The organism is Rhodoblastus sp. (assembly GCF_041915505.1).
Lineage (GTDB): Bacteria > Pseudomonadota > Alphaproteobacteria > Rhizobiales > Beijerinckiaceae > Rhodoblastus.
The window spans coordinates 1-2201 of record NZ_JAYSBG010000474.1; the positions used below are offsets into that span (position 1 = coordinate 1).

General features: G+C 61.2%; 2 protein-coding genes. Both read right to left on the bottom strand.

Features of this window, described 5'->3' with window-relative positions; translation table 11 throughout:
* Positions 1–156: 156 nt before the first annotated feature.
* Entirely contained in the window at positions 157–738 is a 582-nt protein-coding gene (locus tag ACE3S9_RS18810; protein ID WP_374548003.1) for an adenylate kinase, read from the bottom strand.
* Positions 735–2069, bottom strand: coding sequence for a preprotein translocase subunit SecY (secY, locus tag ACE3S9_RS18815; protein ID WP_374548005.1), 1335 nt, complete (start codon positions 2067–2069; stop codon positions 735–737). The genes ACE3S9_RS18810 and secY overlap by 4 nt, the downstream gene beginning before the upstream one ends.
* Between the last annotated feature and the right edge of the window lie 132 nt (positions 2070–2201).

Consider the following 2201-nt stretch of genomic DNA (forward strand, 5'->3'; position numbering starts at 1 on the left):
GCCCGGTTATGCCCGCGTCCGGTGGAGGCCGGCCCATGCGGGAGATGCAGAAAAACAGCGCTCCAGCTTTTTCAAGCCGGAGCGCGGAATGAACGGTTGCTTTATAACGGCGACACCGTTGCGTCAACCATTTTCAAGCAATTGTTACGCTCGGCCTTACTTGCCGAGGATCGAGTCGATTTCGGCGGTCACGGCGTCGATCTGCGCCATGCCGTCGACCGTGCGCAACTCGCCGACGGAGCGGTAATAATCCGACACCGGCGCGGTCAGCTCGTGATATTGCGCCAAGCGCTTCTTGAAGCTTTCCGGATTGTCGTCGGCGCGGACCGCGCCGCCCGCCGCGACCGTTTCCTTGGCGCGATTCTCGATGCGCGACAGCAGAATCTGGTCGTCGACGACCAGTTCGATCACCGCATCAAGCTCCTTGTGGTGCCGCTTGAGCATGGCGTCGAGCGCTTTGGCCTGGGCGACCGTGCGTGGAAATCCGTCGAGGATGAAGCCCTTGACGCAATCCGGCTCTTCGATCCGAGCCTCGATGATGCCGACGACGATCTCGTCGGAAACCAATCCGCCCGATTCCATCACCGCCTTGGCCTGCAGACCGATGGGGGTGCCCGCCTTGACCGCCGCGCGGAGCATGTCGCCGGTGGAAAGCTGCGGGATGCCATATTTCTGTTCCAGGCGCGCCGATTGGGTGCCTTTGCCGGCTCCCGGCGGTCCGAGCAGAATCAGCCTCATTTCTTCTTCCCCCTGAGTTTGGCCTTTTTGACCAGCCCCTCATATTGCTGGGCCTGCAGATGGCCATGAATTTGCGCAACGGTGTCCATGGTGACGCTGACGACGATCAACAGGGACGTTCCGCCGAAATAGAACGGAAGCGCAAATTGGGAAATGAGCATTTCGGGTAGGAGGCAGATGATCGCCAGATAGGCGGCGCCCAGAACCGTGATTCGAGTCAGGACGTAATCAATATATTGCGCGGTGCGTTCGCCGGGGCGCACGCCCGGAATGAAGCCGCCGTGCTTCTTGAGATTTTCGGCTGTCTCGACCGGATCGAACACGATCGCGGTATAGAAGAAGGCGAAAAACACGATCAGCGCCGCATAGAGCGCGATATAGGCCGGGCGGCCATGGCCGAGATAGGTCGCCAGGAAGCCGAGCACGCCCCCTGCCCCGCCATTCTGCGAGAAATTGGCGATGGTGGTCGGCAGCAGCAGCAGCGACGACGCGAAAATCGGTGGAATCACGCCCGATGTGTTCAGCTTGAGCGGCAGGAACGAGGTCTGGCCCTCATAAATGCGGTTGCCCTGCTGGCGCTTGGGATAGGTGATCAGCAGACGGCGCTGGGCGCGCTCCATGAAGACGATGAAGGCGATCACGCCGAAGGACATCACGATCAGGCCGAGCAGGACGAGCGGCGAAATCGCGCCCTGGCGCGACAGCTCCAGCGTATTGGCGACGGCCGAGGGGAAGGCCGCGACAATGCCGGCGAAAATGATGAGCGACGAGCCGTTGCCGATGCCGCGCGAAGTGATCTGCTCACCCAGCCACATCAGGAACAAAGTGCCGCCCATCAGGGTCAGGACGGTCGAGAGGCGGAAGAACCAGCCGGGATCCGTGACCACATTCGGCTGACCCTCAAGGCCGACCGCAATGCCATAGGCCTGGAAGGCGGCGATCACCACGGTGAGATACCGGGTGTATTGGTTCATGACCTTGCGGCCCTGCTCGCCTTCCTTCTTGAGCTGTTCGAGCGCGGGAATCACCGAGCTCATCAGCTGGACGATGATCGAGGCCGAGATATAGGGCATGATGTTCAGGGCGAAAATGGCCATGCGCTGCACGGCGCCGCCCGCGAACATGTTGAACAGCTCCAGCACGCCCTGCTGCTTGCCGTGGAAATTGGCGGCGAAGGCGGCGGGATCGATGCCCGGCAGCGGGATATAGGTGCCGAGACGATAGACGATCAGCGCCCCGAGGGTGAACCAGATCCGCTTCTTGAGTTCCTCGGCCTTGCCGAAGGAGGCGAAATTGATGTTAGCCGCAAGCTGTTCGGCTGCCGAGGCCATGTCTACGCTCCAGAATGCGCGGGCGCCGCGCGTGGGAGGTCAAAAAAACGGGGCGGAGACTTGTTGGTCCGCCGCCCCGAATTAATCATTCGCAACGGCAAAATCACGTCCTTTCGACGTTTTGCCGCGAAT

Coding starts and splice junctions, on each gene's coding strand:
- ACE3S9_RS18810 (WP_374548003.1), bottom strand. CDS start 738: ATGAGGCTGATTCTGCTCGGACCGCCGGGAGCCGGCAAAGGCACCCAA.
- secY (WP_374548005.1), bottom strand. CDS start 2,069: ATGGCCTCGGCAGCCGAACAGCTTGCGGCTAACATCAATTTCGCCTCC.